This window comes from Streptomyces pseudoechinosporeus (assembly GCF_054783935.1).
Genome location: NZ_BAAGPS010000010.1, coordinates 247,077 through 271,450, shown reverse-complemented (window position 1 = coordinate 271,450; position 24,374 = coordinate 247,077). Strand labels below are relative to the sequence as shown.

Genomic DNA, 24,374 nt, shown 5'->3' with positions numbered 1-24,374 from the left:
GCGGGAGCGATCTTCATCATGGCCAGGGCCTGCGGATAGTTCCACGGCACCAGGGCGGCCACCACGCCCAGCGGCTCACGCCGTACCAGAACCTCGCCCTGCAGGTCGCCCAAAGGCCGCACCTCCTCCAGCGGGAACTTGCGGATCAGGCCCGCGTAGTAGCGCAGGAGCCCGGCTCCTGCCAACGCGTTGGCCGGAATCGAGAGCCAGATGGGCATGCCGTTTTCGGCGGTGACGGTCTCGGCGATGAGGGTGGAGCGCTTCTCGAGTTCGTTGGCGAACCGCTCCAGGGCGTCCGCCCGGGCGTCCGGCTCCAGGTCGGACCAGCCGGTGCCGTCGAAGGCCCGGCGGGCGGCGGCGACGGCGGCGTCCACGTCCGCGCTGTCGCCGACCGGGGTCCGGCCCATGGCCTGCTCGGTGGTGGCGTTGATGACGGTGTTGACGTCGGCGGAGTGCGGGGCGGCCCACTGGCCGTCGATGAACAGGGAACTGTAGTCGTGCGTCATGACTGCTCCTGATGAAGGGAGTTGAGAGGGAAGGGACTGGATCGTCGGGGTCAGGCCGTGTGGGTGGCTCTGTCGGTGAGTCGTGATGTCGTTTGTCGTTCGGTGCGGATGGCACCGTCGTGTCGGCGAAAGCGATGTCGCTGAGTTTTAAGGGCAGTTGGGGCTTTGTGGTGGGACGATGGCTGTGCTTCTCCCTCTGGGGCACCGATGCGCCTGCCGAAATCCAAGGCCGATCTGTACGCGGCAATCCGCCGGGACCACCCCAGCCGGTCCTCGTGCTCCGGCGTCCGGGCACCGCCTGCTGCCGGGAGCCTCCACGGAGGAGACCGAAGGGGCGCGGCGGCCCCGTTCAGGCCGGCGTCCCGGCCTGAACGGCGGCCGTCCGCCGGGGGCGGCGGAGCAGGGCGACCGCGCAGGCGGCGGCGAGCAGGACCAGGCCCGCGGAGACGCTCAGGCCCAGGCGCATCCCGTCGAGCAGGGAGTCGCTGAGGGCGTCGTAGACCCGGCCGGCGTCGGCGCCGAGGTCCATGCCGGCGACCGCGCCCAGGCCCCCCGCGTCCGCAGTGGAGACGATGGCCCGCTGCTCCGTCCCCGTCACGCCGGCGTCGGCGAGGTGGCCGGGCAGCGCGCCGACGGCCCGGGTGGTGAGCAGGGTGCCGAGGATCGCCGGGCCGAGCGCCCCGCCGACCTGGCGGAAGGCGTTGTTGCCGGCCGAGGCCATGCCCGCCATGTGGTGCGGCACGGAGGCGATGGAGGTCGCGGTCATCGGCGTGGTGACCATGCCCATGCCCAGGCCCAGCATGATCAGCCGCCAGGCGATGGAGCCGTAGGAGGAGTCGGCGTCGAGGGTGGTCTGGGCCAGTAGTGATCCGGCGATCAGCAGCAGACCGGCGGTGATCATGACTCGGGCGGAGACACGGTGGCCAAGCCGTCCGGCAGGGAAGGAGGCGACCATGGCGGCCGCGGGCACGAGGCACAGCCGGGCGCCCGCCTCCAGCGTGTCGAGCTGCTGCACCATGCCGAAGTACAGGCTGAGCACGAAGAAGAAGCCGATCAGTCCGAGGAACGTGATCAGAGCGATGAGGGCGGTGGCGGCGAAGCCCGCGCTGCGGAACAACGCCATGTCCAGCATGGGGCTCGCGCTGCGCCGTTCTGCCACGACGAAGACGATCAGACCGGCGACGCCCACCGTCAGGGCGACGACCACCTTGGCGTCGGTGAAGGACTGGGCGCCGCCCTCGATCACGCCGTAGACCAGGGCGGTGATCCCCACCGCGGCAATGATCTGGCCGGGCCAGTCGAGCCTGCGCTGGTGCGGGGCGCGCGAGTCGGTCAGCAGCGGGACGGCGGCCACCATCGCGGCGAGCGAGACGGGGATGGGCGCCAGGTAGATCCAGCGCCAGGCGGCGTGATCGAGGATGACCCCGGCGATGACCGGGCCGAAGGCCAGGGCCGCGAGGAGGGCCATGGCCCATATGCCGATGAACTTGCCGCGTTCCCTGTGGTCGGGGACCGCGTGGCTGATCAGCGCGAGGGTGGTGGGCAACAGCGCGGCCGAGCCCAGACCGGTCACGGCCTGGCCGATGCACAGGGTCTGGATGTTCTGCGCGCACAGGGCGATGGCGGCCCCCACGGCGCAGCAGGCGAGGCCCGCCTGGAAGACCTTCTTGCGGCCGTGGACATCGCCGAAGACCCCGGCGGTGAGGATCAAAGCGGCCACAGGCAGGACGAACGCTGCCTGGACCCAGGTGAGTTGGGCGGTCGAAGCGTTCAGCGCCCGCTGGATCGCGGGCAGGCTGACGGCGACCGTGGTGATCGGCAGATAGGCGATGAACACGCCGAGACACGCCATGACGATCGTGGCCGTACGCCGGTCCGTCGGTTTGATCGCCGTGGTGGTGGCGCTCACGGATTTCTCCGGTTTCTCGTGTGCGGCGGCGGCGCCGCGGTCGGTCGGTGAGATGGGCATGCGTGCGGGCCGTGGGAGCCACGTTCTTCCTGCTCAGAGACCGCGCCCCAGCATCCGCCTCATCGGCCGCTGATCCCTAAGGCAGAGGCCGGAATCGAATACAAACCTCTACCTGAGCGCCCTTTGATGACATACTCCCGACATGCTGGACGAGATTGACAGAAAAATCCTCCATGCGCTGCAATGCGCACCTCGCGCCCCGTTCCGGCGCATCGGCGAGGTGGTGGGCGTGTCGGAGCAGACGGCCGCCCGCCGCTACCACGCCCTGCGTCGCGACGGGGTGCTCCGCGTGGTGGGCCTGGTCAACCCGGCCGCGTACGGGCAGGCGCAGTGGATCGCCCGCATCCGCTGCCGCCCCGACAGCGTCGGATCGATCGCCGACTCCCTCGTTCGGCGGCCCGACGTCGCCTACGCCAATCTCGCCTCCGGCGGCTCGGAGATCAACTGCGTGATCCGCTCACCGGTCGACTCGGCGCTCGACGCGCAGCGCGACGACGTCCTGCTGCGGCAACTGCCCAGGGCGGCCTCCGTCCTGGACGTGGACATCGACCTGCTCATCCACTCGTTCCGCTTCCGCGGCGCTTCCGGCACCACCGACTGGACCGGCTATGGCGCCGGGCTCACTCCCGAGCGGATACGGCAGCTCACCGGCGACCGGCCCCCGCCCCCCGCCGGACCACTCCTCCCGCCCACCGCCGAGGACGCCCCACTCCTCGGCGTGCTCGCCGAGGATGGCCGCACGACCCACACCCGGCTCGCCGAACTCACCGGCTGGAGCAACGCCCGTGTCGCCCGCCGCATGGAGGCCCTGGAGTCCTCCGGCGCGCTCTCCTACGACGTGGACCTGCTGCACGAACGCCTCGGCTACCGCCTCAACGCCACGGTGTGGCTGCGCGTCGCGCCTGCTCACCTCGAACGCGTCGGAGAGGAACTCGCCCGCCATGCCGAGGTCGCCTTCGTCGGTGCCATCAGCGGCCGCCACAACCTGATGGCCATCGTCATCTGCCGCGACGCGGAGGACTTCTACGGCTACCTCACCACCCGCTTCGCCGCCGTCGACGGCATCGACGCCTACGAGGTCAGCATCCGCGTCCGCCGCCTCAAGCAGGCGGCCTCCGTCATCTTCCACGGCCGCCTGGTCCATCCGACGCCCGCATAGGGGGGAGAAGCCGAGAGTGGGGGAGCGACCAGCCACGAACAACCCGCAGTTTCCAGACGGCCCGCATTTTCCAGACCGCCCCTCCAGCGGAGCCAGCCGGCGGAGCTACTGGTCCGCCAACCACGCCTCGTGCCGTGCGAAGTGCCCCGGATCCCGCGTAACCCAGATCCCCGACGCTCGCGCGAGCACCGCGCCGCCCGGCAGCAGTGCCATCTCGCCGGCGATGTACCAGCGCGAACCCTCCCGCCGCTCGACCCAGGCCCGTACCTGAACTGGTCGTTCCACCGGCACCGGCTTCACGAAGCTCACCGTCAGTTCGGCCGTCACGCTCAACACCCGGTTCAGCAAGGGGAGATGGCCCAGGCACTCGTCCATGACGGCCGCCGTCCAGCCGCCGTGCGCAACGTTCGGCCCGCCTTCCTGGGACCGCGGGCAGGCCAGTTCGAACCACGCCACGCCGTCCTCGCCCAGCCGTTCCTTGTCCACGCCAAGACGACACGCCCCGGCCGCGCGACAGGCCCCGCACAACGCGACCCCGCCCGTCGTACGCGGCGGCTCCTGGAAGTCCGATCCGGCCCACTGGGCGTTCGGCGTCGGCATATGTGCACTCCCTCAGATGTCGGCCAACAGCGGCCGCAGCTTCCCGGCGATCAGCTGAACCTGCCGGGCGACCATCTCCTCGGGCATCCCGGCCAGTGAAGCCCACAGGAACACCCCCTCGACCGGCAACCCGGCCACGTACTCCTTGACGGCCGTGGCCATCATCTCCGGCGTGCCGTAGAGGAACTGGGCGAACCCACTCGCGCGCAGCCCGCTCTCCCGCCACTTCTCCGGATCGATGGGGCGGGGAACCGGCTGATCGGTCCCCTCCACCATGTACCGGCGATAGCTGTCCCACTGGTACGCCAAATGCTGGCGCACCACCGGCCAGTCACCGTCCGGATCCTCGGTGACGAAGCTGGTGAACGAACCCTGCATCCGCGCCACCGACCCCTCGTGCCCGCCCTCCGCGAGCCCCTCCCGATACGGCGCGAGCAGCGCGGGATTCAGCGACAGCAGCCCCGTACCCAGCCGGCCCGCCCGCCGGGCCCCCTGCGGACCCTGGTAGCCGAGCCAGATCGGCAGCGGATCCTGGACCGGACCCGGGGTGACCGAGGACGAGGCCCACAGCTCGCGGATCTCGCGGACCCGCCGGTCGGTGGTGGAGTACCGCTTGCCGAGATCCGCCCCGTACAGCCGGTATTCGGGTACGCGATACCCCGTGCCGAGGCCGAGATCGAGCCGTCCCTCGCTCAGGATGTCCACGAGCGCGGCCTGCTCGGCGATCTCGGGCGTCGCGTGCAACGGCGCGGGGATCACGGCCGTGCCCAGCCGTACCCGGCGGGTGCGCGCGGCAGCGGCGGCGGCCATGGTGAGCGGCTGCGGGAGGTAGCCGTCCTCGAAGCCGTGGTGCTCGGAGAACCAGACCGAGTCGAGCCCCAGCCGGTCCGCCTCCTCGCACATCTCGAGGGCGAAGCCGTAGACCCGGGACCAACTCCGTTGCCAGGGCGGCGGGTTGCGCAGATCGAAGTAGATGCCCACCTTCATGACTCAGACCGCCTCACGGCTCTTCGGCTCGCACAGCCGGATCTCCGCCCGGGTGACGGAGACCCCTTCCCCGGGAGGCGCCAGCCGTACCGGCCGCAGGTCCATCGACTCGATCTCCGGGAGGTCCTCGACCATCGCGGAGATCCGCAGCACGGTCTCCTCCAACGCCGCCAGATCAACGCCGAGCCCGCCCACCCGGCCGTCCAGCAGCGGCGCCGCCCGCAGCGAGCGGATCATCTCGCGCGCGTCGCGGTCGCTGAGCGGAGTGACGCGGTACGCGACGTCCGCCATGAGGTCGGCGTAGTCGCCGGTGAGCCCGAAAGCGACCACCGGCCCGAAGACCGGATCGGCCTCGACGCGCAGGAACGCGTCCCGGCCGGAGCCGGACGGCTCGGTGCGTACGTCGGCAGGTGCCTCGGTGTGTACGTCGATCCCGTAGCACCCCAGCAACTCCCGGGCCACGGACGCCGGAACCGGTCCCGCGGACAGCCCGGCGAGCAGCGCCCGCGCACGCTCCGTGTCGATGCCGTCGAGGTCCGGTACGAAACCGGCCGGACGGCTCCGCCACGCCTCGTACGCCGCCGCATGACCGAGCGAGGCGGCGGCCGACTCGGGGAACGCGTAGGTCGGTACGACCAGTTCGCCCCGGCGCAGCAGATCGGCGACGCCTGCGCCGCCCAGGAAACTGGTCACCACCGGTTTCGACGGCTGGGCCGACGCCGCGTCGAGGATCGCCGACGCCACCTCGTCCGCCTTGTCCGCCAGCGGAGGCATGAACAGCACGATCGCGGCGTCCACTTCGTCGTCGGCGAGTACGGCGTCCAGCGCCTGCCGGTAGTGCGCGGCGGTGGCCGTCGGCGTCAGGTCGACCGGGTTGGCGACCTCCGCCTGGGGCGCGAGCGCCGAGCGGAGGGTCTGGCGGGTGCGGTCGCCGAGCGTGGCGACCCGTAGCCGGCTCGCCGCGCAGGCCCCGACGGTCAGCGCGGCCGGACCGCCCGCGTTGGTGAGCACGGCGACCCGGTTGCCGAGCGGGGGAGGCTGATGGGACAGCAGCAGGGCGACGTCGAACAGCTCCTGGAGGCTCCGCGTACGGATCACCCCGGACTGCGCGAACAGCGAGTCGACGGCCGAGTCCGCGTGCCCCGGATGGACCGCGACGATCGGCTTGCGCGGCGCGACCCGGCGGGCGATACGGGCGAACCGGCGCGGATCCCCGAAGTGCTCGACGTGCAGCAGGATCACCGAGGTGCCGGGGTCCTCGTCCCACCACTGGAGCAGGTCGTTGGTGGACACGTCGACGGAGTGCCCGACCGACACGAAACCGGAGAAGCCGAGGCGCAGCCGCCGCGCCAGGTCAAGGACCGTGAGTCCCAGCGGCCCGGACTGGCTGGACATCGCGACCCGGCCGGGCGCGGGCAGGGCGGGCGAGAAGGTCGCGGCCAGCCGTGCCCCGGAGCTGGTGTTGACCACGCCCATGCAGTTCGGGCCCACCAGCCGCATCCCGGAGGCCCGCGCGAACCGGGCCAGCTCCAGCTCGGCCGCGCGCCCCGCGGGACCCGTCTCGCCGAAGCCCGTGGAGACGACGACCACCGCCTTGACGCCGGCCTCCGCACACTCCCGTACGACTCCGGGAACGGCCTCGGCCCGTACGGCGACCAGCACCAGATCCGGAGGCTCGGGCAGCTCCCGGATGCTGGGATAGGCCCGCGCCCCGGCGATCTCGTCGGCGTGCGGGTTGACGGGGAAGACGCTGCCGGGGAAGCCGCCGCGCAGCAGGTTGGCCACGATCTCGTGGCCGATGGTCAGCGGGCTGCGGTTGGCGCCGACGACGGCGACGGACCGCGGTTCGAGCAAGGGGCGCAGCGAGCGCCGTACGGCCGTGTGCTCACGCCGTTCGGCCCGGGCCACCGCCTCGGCCTGCGGGTCGATGGCGATGTCGAAGTGCAGGATCTGGCCGGGCGGGCCGGTCTCGACCCGGTAGCCGGAGCCGAGGAACACATTGATCATGCGTACGTTGTCGGTGAGCAGGTCCGCTTCCAGGACCCGGATCCCACGGTCCCGCGCCGCCGCGGCGATGTGCTCGAGCAGCAGCCGCCCGAAGCCCTCGCTCTGGTGGTCGTCGCGGATCGTGAACGTCACCTCGGCGTGGTCCGGCCGTTCGGCGTCGCGCAGATAGCGGACCAGGCCGACGATCTCGTCACCGGCCAGGGCGACGAGGGCCAGCTCGTTGAGGTAGTCGACGTGCGCGCCGCGCCGGATCACCTCGTCCCGGGCCCGGACCACCGGGCCGAGGGAACGGAACGCCAGAGTCGCCCGCGACAGCCGGCCGACGAAGTCGACCAGCCGGTCGGCGTCGTCCGGCCGGATGGGACGGATGAACGTCGACCGGCCGGTCCGTACGAGCCCGGGCTGTTCCAGATCCTCGGGATATTCGGGAGATTCGGGATGGCGGGTCATGAGCGCTTCTTCGCGCCTCCTCGCGGACGGGGGTCAGCGGACGGGGTTTCAGCGAATGGCGCGATTCAGACGGCGGCCTCTTCGGGAGTCTGCTCCGGCGGGCTGAAGAGTTCGTTGAAGGTACCGCGGGTGACCCGCTCACGGATCTTGTCGTCCACGCCCTCGAAGAGTTCGTGCAGCGTCGACTGGGTGTGGCCGTACGTGCCCTCGAGGTGGGGGTAGTCGTCGCCCCACATCACGTTGTAGTAGCCCGTCGCCTCCACCACCTCCACGGAGCTCTTGTCGTGCTGGAAGGAGGCGTACACCTGCTGACGGATGATCTCGCTCGGCAGCCGGCTCAGCTTCGGCCGTACGAACATGCCGTGCTGGCGGTAGGCCTCGTCCATCCGGTCGCCGATCGCCGGCACCCACCCGGCGCCGCCCTCGGCGATGAGGATCTTCAGGTCGGGGTGGCGGTCCAGGGCGCCGCCCGCGACCATGTGGGCCACCACGCGCATGCCCGGGTAGGTCGTCTCCATGTAGTTGACGACCGCGCCGCCGGGACCGCGGAAGACGACGTTCTCGCCGCCGGTGCCGATGTGGAAGGCGAGCACCACTCCGGCCCGCTCGGCGGCGGTCCACAGCGGCTCCCAGCGGTCCAGCGCGTACTCCTCGCCGGGCCGCGTGGAGCACGGCAGGAAGACCGACTTGAAGCCGAGCTCCGCCACGCGCTCGACCTCGGCGACCGCGTCGTCGATGTCCGCCGTGGACACACAGGCGGGTGTGATGACGCGCTTGTTCTTGCCGAGGATCTCGGAGTGCGCCCAGTCGTTCCAGGCCCGTACGGTCTCCCGGGCCAGCTCCGGCTCGGTGATCGAGACCAGCCAGAACCCCATGGAGGGGAAGGCCAGTTGGCTCCAGACGCCCTCCTGGTCGAGGTCCTTCAGCCGTACGTCGAGATCCCGGGCACCCGGCGGGCGCATGGCGTCCATGAAGTCGTTGAGCTGGCGGTCGATGCGCTCGCCGTCGATGTAGAGCACCTCGTACTTCTCGCCGCGCTCACTGCGTGGCGCCCGCTCGGCGAGACGCGGCGGCAGGGCCTCGGTCCACAGGTCGTCGGGCTCCATCACATGGGAGTCTCCCGAGTTGACCCAGATCTTCGTCATGGCGCTCCTTCGGGTCAATGGATGCAATTAGTTAGCTACTTTAGATGCTGTACCGGGCTACGGGAAGCCTCAGCCGCGCCGCCTGTCGATCTCCTCGGCCAACTGCGGAAGCACCTTGAAGAGGTCGCCCACGACGCCGTAGTCGGCGAGCTCGAAGATCGGGGCGTCCGCGTCCTTGTTGACGGCGATGATGGTTTTCGAGGTCTGCATGCCCGCCCGGTGCTGGATCGCCCCGGAGATCCCGGCGGCGATGTAGAGCTGCGGGGAGACCTGGGTGCCCGTCTGGCCGACCTGGTGGCTGTGCGGATACCAGCCGGCGTCCACCGCGGCCCGAGAGGCGCCGACGGCCGCGCCGAGCGTGTCCGCGAGCCGCTCGATGACGGCGAAGTTCTCGGCGCCGTTCACGCCCCGGCCCCCGGAGACCACGATGTCGGCCTCGGTCAGCTCGGGGCGGTCGCCGCCGACGCGTGGCGTGCGCGACAGGATGCGCGTGGCGGTGGCGGCGGGGCCGAAGGTGACGTCCACCTTCTCCACGACGGGGATGGCCGGTGCGGGTTCGGGGGCGGTGGCGTTCGGCTTGACCGTGATGACCGGGACGCCCTCGGTGACATGGGCCGTGACCTGGTACGTCGCCGCGAACACGGACTGCTCGGTGACGGGCCGCCCGTCTTCGTCCGCCGTGATGTCGACGGCGTCGGTGATCAACCCCGACTCCAGACGCACCGCGAGCCGCGCGGCGGTCTCCTTGCCGTCGAGGCTCGACGGCAGCAGCACGGCGGCCGGCCCGCTGCTCGCGGCGATCTGCGCGAGGGCGTCGACGGCCGGAGTGACCAGGTGCTCTCCGACCTCCGGGGCGTCCACTACGTACACCTTCTGGGCGCCGTAGGTGCCGAGGATGTCGGTCGCCGTGTCCGCGCCCGCCCCGAGGAAGACGGCCGAGGGCTCGCCCAAGCGGCGTGCCAGGGTGAGGAGTTCGAGGGTCGGCTTGCGTACGGCGGCGTCGACATGGTCGACGAGGACGAGGATCTCGGCCACGGTGCATTACTCCTTGCGTGGGAGGCCCGCCGAAGGGTGAGCCTGGCGGTTTGGGTCAGACGAACTTCTTGGTGGTGAGGAACGTGGCCAGCCCGACGCCGCCCGCCCCCTCGTCCGGGACGATCTCTCCCTTGGTACGCGGCGGTCGCTTGGCCGTGCTGTTGACCGCCGACCGGGCGGCGGACCGGCCGCTCCACTCGGGCTCGATGTCCAGATCGGCCAGATCAAGGTTCTCCACGGGCTTCTTCTTCGCCGCCATGATCCCTTTGAAGGACGGGTAGCGGGCGTCGCCGGACCGGTCGGTCACCGACACCACGGCCGGCAGCGTGCCCTGGACGCGTACGGTCGCGGACTCGCCCTCGCGGCGGCCGGTCACCGAGCCGTCCTCGACCGAGACCGCGAGCTCGTCGAGATGGGTGACGGCCGGGACGCCGAGCCGTTCGGCCAGCATCGCCGGGACGACCCCCATCGAGCCGTCGGTCGAGGCCATCCCGCAGACGACCAGGTCGAAGCCGTGCCGCTCGATCGCCTTGGCCAGTACGAGCGAGGTGCCGAGTGCGTCACTGCCCCGGATGTCGTCGTCGCTCACATGAACTCCGCGGTCGCCGCCCATCGCGAGCGCCTTCCGCAGGGCGTCCTTCGCGTCGTCCGGGCCGACGGTGAGATACGTGACCTCGGCGTCGACACCCGATTCGATGATGCGCAGGGCCTGTTCGACGGCGTACTCGTCGAGTTCCGACAGGACGGAGTCGACCGCGTCCCGGTCGGTGGTGCCGTCCTCGGTGAACGCCCGGTCCGCCGTGGCATCGGGCACATGCTTCACGCAGACAACGATCTTCAACGCGATACCTCCACTCTGGCTGAATGAGTGCTAATAGTTAACTATATAGTTCGGGCTGACGCGAGAGTTGACCCGACGTCGGCCGGATCTCTGGCTGATTCCGTCGAATTAGTTGACTCATTACGCTGATAGCTGGAAGATCTGGGCAGCCGAACGAGGCTGCGAGGAGGCGCCATGGCCGGTGACAGGTACTTCGAGCCACAGGTGGAGACGATGCCCCGCGATCAGCTCCGTGCGAGGCAGCAGGAGCGGGTCCTGGAGCTGGTCGAGTACGCCTATGGCAACTCGGCCTTCTACCGCGAACTCTGGGACGAGCACGGGGTCCACCCGCGGGACATCCGCTCCCTGGAGGACTTCCAGGAACGCATCCCCTTCATCACCAAGGACATGGTGCGCGCCTACCGCGCCCGCACCAAGGACCCCTTCGGCGGACTGCTCTGCGTCCCGCCCGAGGAGCTGACCTCCGTGTCCTCCAGCTCGGGCACCACCGGCGACCCGGAGTTCTTCGCCGAGATCTGGGAGGACGCACCGCCCCTGATCACCGCACAGGTGCGTGACCTGTGGGAGCTGGGACTGCGGCCCGGGGACGTGGTGCTCAGCCCGCCCGGCACCTTCCGCAATCTCATGGACCCCGGCTACCAGGCGCTCGGCGCGGTGGTCGTCGAGGTGGACACCTGGCTCGGCAAGATGCACGAGGTCGTCGAGGCCGTCCGCACCTACCGCCCCGCCTACCTGCAGATGCTGTATCCGCAGATGGTGGAGCTGGAGCACCTGGCCGACAAGGTGGACCTCAAGGAGGCGTTCTCCTCGCTCAAGGGCGCCTCGTGCGCCGGCCAGCCGCTCAGCCGCAGGATGCGTGACCGGATCCGCGACGACTGGGGTATCGACGTCTACGAGTACACCAGCGCGGCCGACACCGGCACCGCATGGGAGTGCCGGGAACACGACGGCTTCCACCTCTGGGAGGACACCGTCTTCGCCGAGTGCCTGGACATCGACGAATCCGGGTCGCGAGAGGTCGCGGAGGGCACCGTCGGCGAACTGGTCGCCACCGACCTCGACAACCGGGCCGCGCCGCTGATCCGTTACCGCAGCGAGGACCTCGTACGGCTGTCCCGGGACACCTGCGGCTGCGGACGCACCCACGCCCGGATGTGGGTGGCAGGCCGACGCGGCGACGAGACCCTCGTCCAGGGGCGTTCCGTGGTCCTGCGGGACATCTGGCAGGCGGTGGAGGACCAGCCCGAGACGGTGGCGGGCGTCTTCCAGATCGTACGAGCGGCACGCGAGGTCGACGAACTACGGCTGCGCGTCGGCTACGACCCCGCACTCACCGGCGATGTCGAGGCCCTGGCGGGGCGGCTCGGCAAGGCCGTGCACGAGCGGACCGGTGTCGAGCCGGTGCTCGATCTGCGCACCGAGGAGGAGCTGTTGCAGACCATGACCAGCGTCGCCAAGTTCCCGAGGGTGGTGAAGAGCTGATGGCACGCGCCGACACCCTGGCCAGGGCCCGCGAGCTCGACCGGCCCGACCTCGCCTACATCGTGCGTTTCCCCACCGCGGACGGCATCCAGGAAACCGAGCTGACCTGGGCGGAGATCGACCGCGACACCGCCTGGGTCGCCGAAGCGCTGCGCGGCCACCAACTGGCCGCTGGGCAGCGGGCGTTGCTGACCGCCTCCGGATTCGAGGGCTTCTGGGGCCGCTCGGTCATCGGGGCGCTGCGCGCGCTGAAGGTGACGTACGGCATCGCCGAGGCGATGGGCTGGGACCACCGCCGTACCGCGGTCTTCCACCGGGAACTGAAGCCTCACGCGGTGATCGGCCTGTCCGCCGAGACCCTGGAGGGACTCAGCGGCGGCGCCGACATCGGCGAGATGTTCCGGGCCACGCAGGTCGTACTGGCCCGCCCGGCCGCCGTACCGCTGCTGCGCCGGGCCGGTGTGCCCGCCGCCCTGATGACGACGGTGGGTCCGGCCCTCGCGCTGGAGTGTCCCGAGAGGTCCGGAGCGCACATCAACGGCGCCGAGTGGCGGGTCGGTGAGCAGGACGGAGGGCTGTTCATCGCGGCGGGGGAGGGGCGCGGGTCCGGCCTTCCGGAAACGCCTCTGGGCCTTGCGGGCCAGGTGGTCACCGGCCGGTGCGGGTGCGGCAGCGAGGACCCGCGGGTGCTGCTCGCAGAGATCAACTAGGGCGTCTTGGTGAGTGCCGGTGCGCTGACCGCGCCTGCTTGAGGGGCCGCAGGCCCCGATAGGGGCGCGGGGAACTGCGCGACCAGCCCCCACCGGCCCGCAGGTTCTAACTGTCCTTCCAAGCGGAGCGTAGAGCGTAGGAGTTGGGATGTCGCAAGGAGTGGTCGACGGCCGGGTCGTGGTCGTCACCGGGGCCGGCAACGGGATCGGCCGGGCCCATGCGCTGGCGTTCGCCGCGCAGGGCGCGAAGGTCGTGGTCAACGACCTGGGCGGCTCGCGCGACGGCGCGGGAGCCTCGGCCGGTCCCGCCCAGACCGTGGTGGACGAGATCACCGCGGCCGGCGGCGAGGCGGTGGCCAACACCGACGACATCTCGTCCTGGGACGGTGCCGCCCGGCTCGTCCAGCAGGCCGTCGACACCTTCGGCGGCCTGGACGTACTGGTCAACAACGCGGGCATCCTCCGCGACCGGATGATCGTCTCGATGACCGAACAGGACTGGGACAGCGTGCTCGCCGTCCACCTCAAGGGCGGCTTCGCCACCCTGCACCACGCGGCGGCGTACTGGCGCGAACGCGCCAAGGCCGGGCAGCAGAACGACGCCCGGGTGATCAACACGACGTCCCCGTCCGGCATCTTCGGCAACCCCGGCCAGTCGAACTACGGCTCGGCGAAGGCCGGTCTCGCGAGTCTCACCATCATCGCCGCCGCCGAACTCGCCCGGTACGGAGTGACGGTCAACGCCATCGCGCCGACCGCCCTGACCCGGCTGACCGAGGACATCGAGATGATGAAACGGGCCGCCGCGACCCAGGACCTGACCCCGGAGGCCATCTCACCGCTGGTCGTGTGGCTGGGCTCGGCGGCCTCCCGCGAGGTCACCGGCCGGGTCTTCGGCGTGATGGGCAACCGCATCACTGTCTTGGAGGGCTGGGTCAACGGCCCCGGCGCGAGTGCCGAGTCCCGGTGGACACCCGAGGAGCTGTCCTCGGTCGTCCCGAACCTCGTGGCCAAGGCGGCACCGAACGCCGACGCCCTGGGCAACCGCAACGGCACGGCGTGAGGGGCACGACATGATGCAGCAAAAGCCTGTGGCCGACGGCCTGTTCACCTGGCCACCCACCGCACAGCCCCGGCTCATCGGCACCGAGTGCACGGCATGCGGACTGGTCAGCTTCCCCACCGACACCCACTGCGTACGGTGCGGCAGCCCGGACGCCGAGGAGCGGCTCCTGTCGGACAGCGGCACGCTGTGGACCTTCACCACCCAGGGCTTCCGCCCACCCTCACCGCCGTACGACGGAGCCGACACGGCCGCCACCTTCGAGCCGTACGCCGTCGGATACGTCGAACTCCCCGGCGAGGTCCTGGTCGAGGCCCGACTCACCGAACCCGACCCGGAGAAGCTGAGCATCGGGCAGCGGATGCGGCTCACGCTCGTGCCCTACACCACGGACGCCGACGGCACCGAGGTCCTGACCTTCGCGTTCGCCCCGGCCGACGAGCCCGAGGAGAAGTCATGACGGAAGCGGTCATCATCGGAACGGGACTGCACCCCTTCGGCCGCTTCCCGGGCAAGCCCGCGATGGACATGGGCGCGGACGCCGTACGCATGGCGCTCACCGACGCGGGCGTCAACTGGCCCCAGATCCAGGCCGGTTACATCGGCAGCTTCGAGGTCGCCAACCCGGACGCGATCGTCGGCCGCCTCGGCCTCACCGGCGTACCGCTGCGCGGCGTCTTCAACGGCTGCGCCACGGCCGGTACGGCGGTGGCGATGGCCGCCCGCGCCATCGAGACCGGCGAGCACGACCTGACCATCGCCATCGGAATGGACAAGCACCCGCGCGGCGCCTTCGCCGCCGACCCGTCCGTCGCCGGAATCCCCTCCTGGTACGGGCAGACCGGGCTCTTCCTCACCACCCACTTCTTCGGCATGAAGATCAACCGCTATATGCACGACCACGGCATCTCCCACGAGACGCTCGCACGCGTGGCGGCCAAGAACTTCGGCAACGCCGCAGGCAACGAGAACGCCTGGCGCCGCACGCCGCTCACAGTCGAGGAAATCCTCGCCTCACCGGTCCTCAACTACCCACTGCGGCAGTTCATGTACTGCGGACCGGACGAGGGCGCCGCCGCCGTCGTCATGTGCCGGGCCGACCAGGCCCACAAATACACCACCTCGACGCCCATACGGGTCCGGGCCACCGCCCTGCGCAGCCGCCGCTTCGGCGCCTTCGAGGTGCAGAGCCCGTCCGTGCCGGTGGGGGAGCCGGTGGCGAGTCCGACCGTGGACGCCTCCCGGGCCGCGTACGAGCAGGCGGGCATCGGGCCCGAGGACGTCGACATCGCCCAACTCCAGGACACCGACGCCGGATCCGAGATCATCCACATGGCCGAGAACGGGCTCTGCAAGGACGGCGAGCAGGAACGCCTCATCGCCGAGGGCGCCACCGAGATCGGCGGACGGCTCCCCGTCAACACCGACGGCGGACTGCTCGGCAACGGCGAGCCCATCGGCGCCTCCGGACTGCGCCAGATCCACGAGATCGTGCTCCAGCTGCGCGGCACCGCAGGCACCCGGCAGATCCCCGGCACGCCCCGCGTCGGCTACACCCACCTGTACGGCGCGCCCGGCGTGTCGGCGGTGACCATCCTGTCCACCTGACCGCGGAGTCCGAAATGGAACACGACATGCAGGCCTTCGCCGCCGAGGTACGCCGCTTCCTCGACGCCCATGTGGCCAAGGCCCCCGACCGCACCGCCTTCACCTGGGGCGAGGGCGACGACTCGATGGCGTACTTCAGCGCGCTCCCGCCCGAGGAGGAGCGGGGGCAGGTGCAGCGGGCGCGGGAGTGGCAGCGGATCCGTTACGAGAACGGCTTCGGCTGGATCACCGGCCCGCCCGAGTACGGCGGACGCGGACTCACCCCCGTACACGATCTCCTCTACGACGCGATCGAGTCCGAGTACGACGTCGCCGACACCGGCACGCTCAGCGTGATCGGCCTGGGCATGATCGGCCCGACGATCCTCGCCCACGCCCCGCAGCCGCTGAAGGACCGCTGGCTGCCCGCGATGTACCGCGGGGACGCCATCGCCTGCCAGCTGTTCAGCGAGCCCGGCGCCGGATCCGACCTGGCGAGCGTGACGACCCGTGCCGTCCGCGACGGCGAGAACTGGGTGCTGAACGGCCAGAAGGTGTGGACCTCGGTCGCCCAGCGCAGCCAGATCGGCCTTGCACTGACCCGTACGAACCCGGACGCGCCCAAGCACCGCGGCATCACCGCCTTCCTCGTCCCCATGGACACGCCCGGCGTGGAGGTCCGCCCGCTGCGGCAGATGACCGGCGGCGCGGACTTCAACGAGGTGTTCCTCACCGACGTCCGTATCCCCGACGACCACCGGCTCGGCGAGGTGGACGGCGGCTGGACCGTCGCTCTGACCACCCTGATGAACGAGCGCGCCACAGTGGGCAGCGAGGGCGCCGGACCGGTGGCCGCCGCACTGTCGCCCGACCGGCTCTCCGCGCTGATGCGCGCCACCTGGACCTGGGACGACCGGGCCCTGCGCGGCCGGCTCGCCGAACTGCTCGTCGACGTCCTCGCCACCGAACACCTCAACGCCCGCGCCCTGCGCAAGCTGCACGCGGGCGTCGCCCCCGGCCCCGAGATGTCCGTGTCCAAGCTGCTCTACGGCCAGAACCTCACCAAGGCCGCGCACTTCGTCTCGGACGTCCTCGGCCCGCGCGCCATCGCCGACACCGGTCAGTGGGGCACGTACGCCTGGACCGAACTCCTGCTGGCCACCCCGGCGTTGAGGATCCTCGGCGGCACCGAGGAGATCATGAAGAACATCCTCGCGGAACGCGTCCTCGGTCTGCCCAAGGAACCGGGCATCGACACCAAGTCGCCGTTCCGTGAACTGGGAGGTGTGGCATGAGCGTTGGCGCCGCCGACGAGAGCGCACTGAACGAACTGCGGTCCGCCGTACGGGACTTCCTCGAAGCGAAGTCGCCCGAGGAAGCCGTCCGCAAACTCATGGAGAGCGAGCCACGGTACGACCCCGCCGTGTGGGCCCAGTTGACCGAGCAGCTGCGGCTGCCGGGCCTGGCGATCCCCGAGGAGTACGGCGGTGACGGCTTCGGTCCCGTCGAACTCGGCGTCGTCCTGGAGGAGATGGGCCGCGCCCTGCTGTGCGCGCCGTTCTTCGCGACGGTCGTCCTGGCGGCCCAGGCCCTGCTGGCTTCGGGTGATGCGGAAGCCTGCGCGCGCCATCTTCCCGGTATCGCCGCGGGAGGGACCACGGCCACGCTGGCCGTCGCCGAGAACAGCGGCTCCTGGGACCCGGCCCTGATCTCCGCGCGTGCGGTGCGCGACGGGGAGGGCGGTTGGAGACTGAGCGGCCGCAAGAGCTTCGTCATCGACGGTACGACGGCCGACCTGGTCCTGGTCGTCGCCCGTACCGTCGGCGGTCCCTCGCTCTTCGCCGTCGACGGCACTGCGCCCGGCCTGACCGCCGGGTCCATGGAAACCCTGGACGCCACCCGGGCGATGGCCCGGCTAACGCTGGACGCCGTCCCCGCGACACTCGTCGGCCCGGACGGAGCCGGCGGACGGATCATGGCCAAGGTCCTGGACTTCGCCTCGGTCGCCCTCGCCGCCGAACAGTCCGGCGGAGCCCGCCGCTGCCTGGAGACGGCGGCCGAATACGCCCGCACCCGCCACCAGTTCGGCCGGCCCATCGGCTCCTTCCAGGCGGTCAAGCACAAGTGCGCCGACATGCTCGTCCAGGTCGAACTGGCCGAGGCCGCCTCCCGCGAGGCCGCACGGCTCGCCGCCGAGGGCTCCCCGGACTTCCCCGTCGCCGCAGGCGTGGCGCATGTGGCCTGCTCACGGGCGTACATGTTCACGGCCATGGAGAACATCCAGGTCCACGGCGGCATCGGCTTCACCTGGGAGCACCCCGCCCATCTGTATTTCCGGCGCGCCAAGTCCTCCCAACTCCTGTTCGGCGGCCCGGCGGTGTACCACGAGCGGCTGCTGGACCGGCTCGGGATATGACGGAGGGGTCCCCTGTGCCTCCTGGTGGTGGCTCCAGCCGGGTGTGCAGACGGTGGAGCAAGGCGGGCGCCCACCAGTTGGCCCGCCCCGCGAGCCGCATCACGGCCGGTACGAGAATGCCGCGCACCAACGTGGCGTCCATGAGGACGGCGAGTGCGAGCCCCACACCGAGCAGCTTCAGGACCGTGAGCCCCGAAGTGGCCAGGGCGATCATGACGACGGCGACGAGCGCGGCCGCCGCGCTGACCAGACGTCCGGTGCGTTCCAGCCCGACGGCGACGGCGCGGGTGTTGTCGCCGGTCTCGGCGTACACCTCCTTGATACGGGAGAGCAGGAACACCTCGTAGTCCATGGACAGGCCGAAAGCGACGCAGAACATCAGCACCGGGATGCTGATGTCCACCATGCCCGTGACGGTGAAGTCGCCGACGAGCGCCCGCAGATGGCCCTCCTGGAAGACGTACACCATGGCGCCGAAGGTCGCGGTCAGGCTCAGCAGGTTGAGCACGACCGCCTTGACCGGGATCAGCAGGCTCCCGGTGAACAGCAGGAGGAGTACCAGGGTTGTCCCGCCGATGATGAGCGCGGCCTCGGGGGTCCGGGAGGCGAGGGCGTCCCGGGTATCGGTGAGCTGCGCGGCCTCACCGCCGACGAGCACCGACCCGGGCGCCCGGTCGGCCGTCCGGAGCCGCTGCACGAGTTTCGTTCCGGCGGAGGAGTACGGCTCGACGGACGGGACCACCGACAGCCAGGTGGCACCGGGAGCGGCGAACCGGCCGGAGGCCGAACCGGCGGGGGCGACTCGCCGTCCCCGCTCGTAGGAGCCGGTGGCGGCGTCGACGCGGGCGACGTCCGGCAGTCCCGAGAGGCGGGCGGCGTAGGCGTCGATCCGCTCTGCGGAGTCGGTGGCGTCGACCGTCGGCAGTACGACGGGCAGTGCCGCGGACTCGCGGCTCGCGAACTGTTCCCGCAGCAGCTGTGCCGTGCGGTGCGCGGCCGCGTCGGCGGGCAGCACGCGGTCGTCGGCCAGGCCGAACGACGCCCGGCCGAAGGGCAGCCCGAGCACGACGAGTACGGCGACGACGGCTGCGCCGTACAGAACGGGACGCCGCATGACCCGGGTGGCGAGGCGGTGCCAGAACCCCCGCTCCTCGCTCGTGGCCCGCGGGCCCGGGTCCCGGTCACGCCGTGCCGTGCGCCGGAACAGCCGTCGCAGCGGCGGCCGGATGTCGAGCGCGTCGATGCGCGGCCCAAGCACGGCGAGAGCGGCTGGCAGCACCACCAGGGCGGCCAGAGCCGCCAGCGCGACTACCGCCACACCGGCACAGGCGAGGGAACGCAGGAAGTACAGCGGAAAGACCAGCAGGGCGGTCAGGGACAGCGCGACCGTCAGCGCGGAGAACAGCACGGTGCGCCCGGCGGTCCTGACGCTCTCGGCGACCGCCTCCGTGGTGCTGTGGCCCCGGGCGAGTTCCTCCCGGTAGCGGGTGACGATGAACAGGCTGTAGTCGATGGCCAGTCCGAGCCCGAGCGCGGTGGTGATGTTGGTGGCGAACACGGACACCGAGGTCACGGTGGACAGCACCCGCAGCACCAGGAACGTGCCGAGGACGGCGAGCAGTCCGACGAGCAGGGGCAGGGCCGCCGCCACCGCGCTGCCGAACACGAGCAGCAGGATGAGCAGGACGACGGGGGCGGCGAATGCCTCGGCCTGGAGGAGGTCTTCCTCGCTGTGCCGCTGCATCTCCACAGCCACCTGCGCGGACCCGGTGGCCGAGACCCGCAGCATCCCCTGACGTCCTGTCAACCGCGGGACCAGGCGCTCGGCGGTGGCCCGGATCTCGTTCTCGCCGCCGTCCAGCCGGACGAGGACCAGCGCCGAGCGCCCGTCCCGGGCCTTCAGCGCTGTGGCGTCCGGCGTCGTCCAGTACGACCCGGCAGACAGCACTCCGGGCAGCCGGGCAACTCGCCCGGTGAGGTCCCGCCCGGCGGCGGCCGCCGCCGGGTCGTCGACCGATCCGGGGGCGCGGGCGAGCAGCACCAGGTTGGGGACACCGGTGCCGAAGCGGTCGGCGAGTAACTCCTCGGCCTCGGCGGACTCGGCTGCCGGATCGGTGAAGCCGCCGCTGGACAACCGGTCGGAGACGCCTCCGGCGAAGGGGACGGCGACCGCCGCCACGACGAGGACGGCCAGCAGCACCGGAATGCGGTGGCGGACCAGACGCCGGGCGAGGGCGGCGAGCCGGGAGCGGCCGGCCCGCGGCCCGGGTGGAGGTTCGGGTGGTGGTTGGTTGGTGTGGACGTCGGTCGGGGTTTCGGCGGTGGGGTCGGGCATGGCGGCTCCCTGAGGCCTCACTCGGATTCCGCGACTGCGTGGGCGGGGACGTGGGGATGTCGGGGACAGGGCGCGGGGCGGGGGCACCACCGCAATCGACCGGCGGTGGTGCCCCCTAGGAGGACGAACGGTCAGACGCCGAGGAGCAACGCGGCGTAGAAGGTCAGGCCCGGTCCGAAGGCCATGGCCACGCCGTACTGCCCGGCGGCCAGAGGTGTGCGGCGCTGCAGTTCCTCCATCACCAGAGGCAGGCTGGCCGAGGCGCAGTTGCCGTGCTCGCGCAGCACGTACCGGGAAGCGGCGACGGCATCAGGCGTGAGGCCGAGGCTGCTTTCGACGGCGTCGACGATACGGCTGCCCCCAGGGTGCACCGCCCACCACCGCACGTCGGCGAGGCTGAGCGAGTGACGCGCCAGCAGCCCGCCCACCCCGTCCGGCACCAGGCGTTCGAGCACGTCGGGCACGTGCGGGGACAGGCCCATCCGCAACCCGTGGTCGCCCAGGACCAGCGACATGTAGTCCTCGTGCTCGGTGTCCGTGTGCGCGACGATGTCCACCACCTCCAGGCCGCGTTCGCGCTCTGCCGACGGGCCCGGCTGAATGACGGTGGCCGTGACCGCGTCGCCGAACAGGGCGTGCACCACCAGCTGTTGGCCGTCCCACGGTGGCGGCTGCAGGTGCAGCGACGACAGTTCCGCGTTCAGCAGCACGGCCGGCCGCTGGTGACTGCGTACGAAGTTGGAGCAGGCCGCCAGCGCCGGCAGCGCCGCGAGGCATCCCATGTGCCCCACAAGGAGCCGCTCGACGGCCGGTGACATGCCTACGTCCCGAGCAAGACGGGTGTCGAGACCGGGTGCCGCGTAGCCGGTCGAGGACGCCACGCACAGCAGTCCCACATCGGCCGGGTCGGTGCAGGTGCGGTTCAGGGCCGAGGCGACGGCGTCCTTGCCCAGCGGTAGGGCCTCCTCCTGATAGCGGCGCATCCGCGCGGCCGTGGACCAGTGCGTGATGTCTTCGTGCAACGGGCTCACCGCCAGGTGGCGGCGTGAGATGCCGGAGTTCGCGGCGATCCGCCGCGCGAGCCCGCTCTTCGTATCCCTCTCCAGCAGATAGTCGACGACCTCTTCCTGACGGTGGGCAACCGCAGGAAGAGCCACCCCGAACCCCGCCATGACCGATGAAGCACACGCGTGCATAACGATCCTCCCCCTTCGTCGAGAGAGGGCGACGGGCCGATACGACAGACCAGCACCTGCTCGCCACTCTCCGTGGTCAGACGAAAGCGTAAGGAGACGGAGTGGCAGCGGTGCAGAGCGCACAGGGTCGATGATCCTCCGCGGGGACGGACGTACGCCGGAGCAGTTGGAGCGCTACTCCGGCGCGTGAACGGGGAGGGAATGCCGCTGCGCGCCAGGAGGCAGTGAGGCAGCCGGGTTTCAGCCGCGAGCGGCCTCGCCCAGCAGCGCCTTCGCGATGATGACCTGCTGGATCTGGCTGGTGCCCTCGTAGATGCGGAACAGCCGGGCGTCCCGGTAGAAGCGCTCTACGGCGACCCCGCGCATATAGCCCGCGCCGCCATGGATCTGCACCGCGCGGTCCGCGACCCGCCAGACCATCTCGCTCGCGAAGTACTTCGTGCAGGATGGGCCGATCTTGGTGTCCTCGCCCGAGTCGAAGCCCCGGGACGCCTCCAGGACCGTGGCCCGGCCGGCGTAGTAGTCGGTCATCGAGTCGGCGATCAGGCCCTGGATGAGCTGGAAGGAACCGATGAGCTTCCCGGACTGCTTACGGGTACGGGCGTACTCCACCGACTCGTCGACCAGCCGCTCCGCCATGCCCACGCACAGGGCCGAGATGTGCACCCTCCCGTGCGCGAGGCAGCCCATCGCCGTGGCGAATCCACGGTTCAGGCCTTCCTCACCACCGACCAGGGCATCGGCCGGTACGCGTACGTCGTCGAAGTAGACGTCCGCCGTCCAGGCGCCGAGCTGCCCCATCTTGTGGTCCTTGGGCGCCACGGTCAGGCCCGGCGTACCCGCCGGGACCAGGAAGGTGGAGATGCCGCGGGTGCGCGGAGCGTCGGGGTCGGTGCGGGCGAAGACCATGAAGACGTCGGCGAGCGGGGCGTTGGTGATGTAGCGCTTGGCGCCGTTGATCACCCATTCGTCGCCATCCCGATGCGCCCTCGTGGTCAGCGTCGACGGGTCCGATCCGGCCTCGGGCTCGGTGAGCGCGAAGGACGCCAGTACGTCGCCGGAGGCGATCCGCGGCAGCCAGTGCGCCTTCTGCTCCTCGGTGCCGCCGACCATGAGGACATGCCCTGCGATGCCGTTGTTGGTGCCGAACATCGAGCGCAGCGACGGCGTCGTGTAGCCGAGCTCGAACATCAACTGGGCTTCCTCGTACATCGACAGGCCGAGCCCGCCGTACTCCTCGGGCAGGGCGAAGCCGTACAGCCCCATCTTCTTCGCCGCCTCACGGATGTCCGCCGGCATCTCGTCCTTCTCGTCGATCTCCGCCTCCAGCGGCACGACGCGTTCCCGGACGAAGCGCCGGACCTCGGACAGCACGGTGCTGAAGTCAGCCGCGTCCATGTCGCCTCCTTCTGTGGATCTGGTTGCTGTTCACTGGTCCGTCTCGTCCGGCTTCTCTTCCGGCCGATAGCACACCGCGAGCAGCGCCGCCGCGCTCGCCGCGCCCACCCCGGCGGCGAGCAACGCGGGCCCCGCGCCCGCGCGCCCGCGCCCCAGCAGCCCGTCGACCGAGTACCGGCCGTTGCCGAGCGCGGCCAGTGCCACGGCAGCTCCGCCGACGACACCGACGTACTCCCAGCCGCCCTTGAAGACGAAGAAACCCTTGCCCCGGTGGTCGGTTCGGGCCGCCATGGCCATCAGACCGACGGTCGCCGCGGCTGGGAGCGGGTTCGCGGCGCCCAGGGTGAGGCCGACGCCCGCCGCCATCTCGGTGCCGGCCGCCATACGGGCGTGTACGGGGGCGGGTTCGAGCCCGAGCGACTTGAACCATCTCGTGGTGCCCTCGATACCGCCCGGTCCCGCGACCTTGTTCCAGCCGTGCGCGAACAGCATCGGGCCGAGCGTCGCGCGCAGCAGCAGCGCCGCGACGTCGCCGCCCCGCGCCTTCACTGGCCCACTCCGGTGGCCCGGCCCGCAGGAGCGGCGCCGTACAACTGCGGTACGGCCTCGATGAGTTCCTCGGGAGTGAGGGCCTCACCGGACCGGCTGGGGTGCACACCGGCCACCGTCCAGCCCTGCAGGCGGTTGAGCCGGTTGCCCTCGATGCGCAGCACCTGGCCGGTCAGCCACGCCGCCGCGTCGGAAGCCAGGTACACGACTACGCCGGAGGCGTTGGCGGGGTCGCCCGGGTCGAAGCCATTGGTGGTCGGCTGCGGTGTGCCGACCGTCAGCCCCTCCGTCATCCGCGTGGTCGCGATCGGCGAGATGGCGTTCGCGGTGACGCCGTAGCGGCGCATCTCCAGTGCCGTGACGACCGTGAGACCGGCTATCCCGGCCTTCGCGGCGGCGTAGTTGGACTGGCCCTGGTTGCCGAACAGCCCGGTACCGGAAGTTGTGTTGATGACGCGACCGGCGACGCGCTCGCCCCGCTTCGACGCCTCCCGCCAGTACGCGCACGCATGCCGCGTCAGCGCGAACGTGCCCTTGAGATGGACGGCGATCACCGCGTCGAACTCGGCCTCGCTCATCGAGAACAGCATGCGGTCGCGCACGATCCCCGCGTTGTTCACGACGATGTCGAGCCGCCCGAACTCCGCGACGGTGTCCGCCACCATCGCCTCGGTCGCCGCCCAGTCGGTGACCGAGCCGTGGTTGGCGATCGCCCGGCCGCCGAGCTTGGTGATCTCGGCGACCACGTCATTGGCGGGGGAGTCGCCGGTCTGCTCGCCGTGCACGCCGGCACCGGGGTCGTTCACCACCACGGCCGCCCCGGCCTCGGCGAGCGCCAGGCAGTGCGCGCGGCCGAGGCCCCGCCCGCCGCCGGTCACGATCGCGACCTTGTCGTCGAGGATGCCCACGCCGTACCTCCGGATCAGTTGAATTAGCCTG

Annotated in this window: 21 protein-coding genes; 8 read left to right on the top strand and 13 right to left on the bottom strand. The window is 70.9% G+C overall.

The genetic code is table 11. The annotated features are described in order from the left end of the window. A partial coding sequence (locus tag ACYVO6_RS16475; RefSeq protein ID WP_461061874.1) for an aldehyde dehydrogenase family protein occupies positions 1-506 on the bottom strand: 506 nt, incomplete at its 3' end. Between the two features lie 349 nt (positions 507-855). Continuing rightward, positions 856-2,475, bottom strand: coding sequence for a DHA2 family efflux MFS transporter permease subunit (locus ACYVO6_RS16470; RefSeq protein WP_461061872.1), 1,620 nt, complete (start codon positions 2,473-2,475; stop codon positions 856-858). Between the two features lie 142 nt (positions 2,476-2,617). Between ACYVO6_RS16470 and ACYVO6_RS16465 the strand changes: the two genes are divergently transcribed. Next, complete coding sequence (locus tag ACYVO6_RS16465; RefSeq protein ID WP_461061870.1) at positions 2,618-3,634, top strand: Lrp/AsnC family transcriptional regulator; 1,017 nt, start codon at positions 2,618-2,620, stop codon at positions 3,632-3,634. 105 nt (positions 3,635-3,739) lie between these two features. Here ACYVO6_RS16465 and ACYVO6_RS16460 read toward each other — a convergent pair whose 3' ends face one another. The 6 genes from ACYVO6_RS16460 to ACYVO6_RS16435 all read right to left on the bottom strand — a co-directional run bounded on the left by ACYVO6_RS16460 (position 3,740) and on the right by ACYVO6_RS16435 (position 10,705). Then, positions 3,740-4,234 carry a PaaI family thioesterase gene (locus ACYVO6_RS16460; RefSeq protein WP_461061868.1) on the bottom strand — a complete coding sequence of 165 codons (495 nt, stop codon included), beginning with the start codon at positions 4,232-4,234 and terminating at the stop codon, positions 3,740-3,742. Between the two features lie 12 nt (positions 4,235-4,246). Continuing rightward, positions 4,247-5,221: an LLM class flavin-dependent oxidoreductase gene (locus ACYVO6_RS16455; protein WP_461061866.1), complete on the bottom strand. Its 975-nt coding sequence runs from the start codon at positions 5,219-5,221 to the stop codon at positions 4,247-4,249. 3 nt (positions 5,222-5,224) lie between these two features. Further along, the gene (locus ACYVO6_RS16450; protein WP_461061864.1) at positions 5,225-7,678 is read right to left on the bottom strand and encodes a bifunctional acetate--CoA ligase family protein/GNAT family N-acetyltransferase; all 2,454 of its coding nucleotides are present in this window, start codon (positions 7,676-7,678) and stop codon (positions 5,225-5,227) included. Between the two features lie 65 nt (positions 7,679-7,743). Continuing rightward, on the bottom strand, positions 7,744-8,823 hold the full coding sequence (locus ACYVO6_RS16445) for an amidohydrolase family protein (RefSeq protein ID WP_461061862.1): 1,080 nt from the start codon (positions 8,821-8,823) through the stop codon (positions 7,744-7,746). 69 nt (positions 8,824-8,892) lie between these two features. Further along, positions 8,893-9,858, bottom strand: a complete 966-nt coding sequence (locus tag ACYVO6_RS16440; RefSeq protein WP_461061860.1) for an electron transfer flavoprotein subunit alpha/FixB family protein — start codon at positions 9,856-9,858, stop codon at positions 8,893-8,895. A 55-nt stretch (positions 9,859-9,913) separates the two neighbouring features. After that, positions 9,914-10,705 carry an electron transfer flavoprotein subunit beta/FixA family protein gene (locus ACYVO6_RS16435; RefSeq protein WP_461061898.1) on the bottom strand — a complete coding sequence of 264 codons (792 nt, stop codon included), beginning with the start codon at positions 10,703-10,705 and terminating at the stop codon, positions 9,914-9,916. A 168-nt stretch (positions 10,706-10,873) separates the two neighbouring features. Here ACYVO6_RS16435 and ACYVO6_RS16430 point away from each other — a divergent pair, with 168 nt between their 5' ends. The 7 genes from ACYVO6_RS16430 (at position 10,874) to ACYVO6_RS16400 (ending at position 17,957) form a co-directional block, all read left to right on the top strand. After that, positions 10,874-12,181 (top strand): phenylacetate--CoA ligase family protein, encoded by a 1,308-nt coding sequence (locus ACYVO6_RS16430; RefSeq protein ID WP_461061858.1) that lies wholly within the window; start codon positions 10,874-10,876, stop codon positions 12,179-12,181. Next, positions 12,181-12,891, top strand: coding sequence for a hypothetical protein (locus tag ACYVO6_RS16425; protein ID WP_461061856.1), 711 nt, complete (start codon positions 12,181-12,183; stop codon positions 12,889-12,891). Before ACYVO6_RS16430 ends, ACYVO6_RS16425 begins: the two co-directional genes overlap by 1 nt. A 148-nt stretch (positions 12,892-13,039) precedes the next feature. Next, positions 13,040-13,954, top strand: coding sequence for an SDR family oxidoreductase (locus tag ACYVO6_RS16420; protein ID WP_461061854.1), 915 nt, complete (start codon positions 13,040-13,042; stop codon positions 13,952-13,954). 10 nt (positions 13,955-13,964) lie between these two features. After that, positions 13,965-14,414 (top strand): Zn-ribbon domain-containing OB-fold protein, encoded by a 450-nt coding sequence (locus tag ACYVO6_RS16415; protein ID WP_461061852.1) that lies wholly within the window; start codon positions 13,965-13,967, stop codon positions 14,412-14,414. After that, the gene (locus ACYVO6_RS16410) at positions 14,411-15,562 is read left to right on the top strand and encodes a thiolase family protein (RefSeq protein WP_461061850.1); all 1,152 of its coding nucleotides are present in this window, start codon (positions 14,411-14,413) and stop codon (positions 15,560-15,562) included. The genes ACYVO6_RS16415 and ACYVO6_RS16410 overlap by 4 nt, the downstream gene beginning before the upstream one ends. A gap of 14 nt (positions 15,563-15,576) precedes the next feature. Next, positions 15,577-16,836: an acyl-CoA dehydrogenase family protein gene (locus ACYVO6_RS16405; RefSeq protein ID WP_461061848.1), complete on the top strand. Its 1,260-nt coding sequence runs from the start codon at positions 15,577-15,579 to the stop codon at positions 16,834-16,836. Then, entirely contained in the window at positions 16,833-17,957 is a 1,125-nt protein-coding gene (locus ACYVO6_RS16400; protein ID WP_461061846.1) for an acyl-CoA dehydrogenase family protein, read from the top strand. Before ACYVO6_RS16405 ends, ACYVO6_RS16400 begins: the two co-directional genes overlap by 4 nt. Here the strand turns inward: ACYVO6_RS16400 and ACYVO6_RS16395 are convergent. The 5 genes from ACYVO6_RS16395 to ACYVO6_RS16375 all read right to left on the bottom strand — a co-directional run bounded on the left by ACYVO6_RS16395 (position 17,845) and on the right by ACYVO6_RS16375 (position 24,343). Continuing rightward, entirely contained in the window at positions 17,845-20,292 is a 2,448-nt protein-coding gene (locus ACYVO6_RS16395) for an MMPL family transporter (protein ID WP_461061844.1), read from the bottom strand. The genes ACYVO6_RS16400 and ACYVO6_RS16395 overlap by 113 nt on opposite strands. 131 nt (positions 20,293-20,423) lie before the next feature. Beyond that, the gene (locus ACYVO6_RS16390; protein ID WP_461061842.1) at positions 20,424-21,488 is read right to left on the bottom strand and encodes a type III polyketide synthase; all 1,065 of its coding nucleotides are present in this window, start codon (positions 21,486-21,488) and stop codon (positions 20,424-20,426) included. Between the two features lie 240 nt (positions 21,489-21,728). Then, positions 21,729-22,886 (bottom strand): acyl-CoA dehydrogenase family protein, encoded by a 1,158-nt coding sequence (locus ACYVO6_RS16385; protein WP_461061840.1) that lies wholly within the window; start codon positions 22,884-22,886, stop codon positions 21,729-21,731. A 30-nt stretch (positions 22,887-22,916) separates the two neighbouring features. Beyond that, a complete protein-coding gene (locus tag ACYVO6_RS16380) occupies positions 22,917-23,435 on the bottom strand; it encodes a DoxX family protein (protein WP_461061838.1) in 519 nt (172 codons plus the stop codon). Next, entirely contained in the window at positions 23,432-24,343 is a 912-nt protein-coding gene (locus ACYVO6_RS16375) for an SDR family NAD(P)-dependent oxidoreductase (protein ID WP_461061836.1), read from the bottom strand. The genes ACYVO6_RS16380 and ACYVO6_RS16375 overlap by 4 nt, the downstream gene beginning before the upstream one ends. Between the last annotated feature and the right edge of the window lie 31 nt (positions 24,344-24,374).

Excerpts from the sequence above, each read along its gene's own strand:
- ACYVO6_RS16465 (WP_461061870.1), top strand. The coding sequence starts at position 2,618 with ATGCTGGACGAGATTGACAGAAAAATCCTCCATGCGCTGCAATGCGCA.
- ACYVO6_RS16390 (WP_461061842.1), bottom strand. The coding sequence starts at position 21,488 with ATGCACGCGTGTGCTTCATCGGTCATGGCGGGGTTCGGGGTGGCTCTT.
- ACYVO6_RS16470 (WP_461061872.1), bottom strand. The coding sequence starts at position 2,475 with ATGCCCATCTCACCGACCGACCGCGGCGCCGCCGCCGCACACGAGAAA.
- ACYVO6_RS16455 (WP_461061866.1), bottom strand. The coding sequence starts at position 5,221 with ATGAAGGTGGGCATCTACTTCGATCTGCGCAACCCGCCGCCCTGGCAA.
- ACYVO6_RS16420 (WP_461061854.1), top strand. The coding sequence starts at position 13,040 with ATGTCGCAAGGAGTGGTCGACGGCCGGGTCGTGGTCGTCACCGGGGCC.
- ACYVO6_RS16410 (WP_461061850.1), top strand. The coding sequence starts at position 14,411 with ATGACGGAAGCGGTCATCATCGGAACGGGACTGCACCCCTTCGGCCGC.
- ACYVO6_RS16430 (WP_461061858.1), top strand. The coding sequence starts at position 10,874 with ATGGCCGGTGACAGGTACTTCGAGCCACAGGTGGAGACGATGCCCCGC.
- ACYVO6_RS16385 (WP_461061840.1), bottom strand. The coding sequence starts at position 22,886 with ATGGACGCGGCTGACTTCAGCACCGTGCTGTCCGAGGTCCGGCGCTTC.
- ACYVO6_RS16425 (WP_461061856.1), top strand. The coding sequence starts at position 12,181 with ATGGCACGCGCCGACACCCTGGCCAGGGCCCGCGAGCTCGACCGGCCC.
- ACYVO6_RS16400 (WP_461061846.1), top strand. The coding sequence starts at position 16,833 with ATGAGCGTTGGCGCCGCCGACGAGAGCGCACTGAACGAACTGCGGTCC.
- ACYVO6_RS16405 (WP_461061848.1), top strand. The coding sequence starts at position 15,577 with ATGGAACACGACATGCAGGCCTTCGCCGCCGAGGTACGCCGCTTCCTC.
- ACYVO6_RS16460 (WP_461061868.1), bottom strand. The coding sequence starts at position 4,234 with ATGCCGACGCCGAACGCCCAGTGGGCCGGATCGGACTTCCAGGAGCCG.
- ACYVO6_RS16445 (WP_461061862.1), bottom strand. The coding sequence starts at position 8,823 with ATGACGAAGATCTGGGTCAACTCGGGAGACTCCCATGTGATGGAGCCC.
- ACYVO6_RS16415 (WP_461061852.1), top strand. The coding sequence starts at position 13,965 with ATGATGCAGCAAAAGCCTGTGGCCGACGGCCTGTTCACCTGGCCACCC.
- ACYVO6_RS16450 (WP_461061864.1), bottom strand. The coding sequence starts at position 7,678 with ATGACCCGCCATCCCGAATCTCCCGAATATCCCGAGGATCTGGAACAG.
- ACYVO6_RS16395 (WP_461061844.1), bottom strand. The coding sequence starts at position 20,292 with ATGCCCGACCCCACCGCCGAAACCCCGACCGACGTCCACACCAACCAA.